The following is a 260-nucleotide window of genomic DNA, read 5'->3' on the forward strand; positions in this document are numbered from 1 at the left end:
CGGCGCCGTCGGTGTCCACGAGCACGATCCGGCCCGGGAACTCGTTCTGCGCCGAGCGGAGCAGACCCCAGACCGGGGCCGTCGCCAGGTCGGGCGTCTCCCCCTCGTCCACGGCCACCGCCCGACGCGTCAGGACCACCAGACGGACACCCTCACGGGACTCGTCCGCGAACCACCCCTGAACGGCCGCCAGCGTCACGGCCAGGTCCCCCTCCGCGCGCAGCACCTCCCAGGCGGACTCGTCGGAGGCACCCGCCGTC

At 75.0% G+C, this 260-nt stretch carries 1 protein-coding gene; it reads right to left on the reverse strand.

Annotated elements, in window-relative coordinates; translation table 11 throughout:
* On the reverse strand, positions 1-260 hold a 260-nt coding region (locus PUR61_RS00420), incomplete at both ends, for a SpnB-like Rossmann fold domain-containing protein (protein ID WP_329874418.1).

The sequence above is a fragment of the Streptomyces sp. BE20 genome, assembly GCF_036322525.1.
In the GTDB taxonomy this organism is placed as follows: Bacteria; Actinomycetota; Actinomycetes; order Streptomycetales; family Streptomycetaceae; genus Kitasatospora.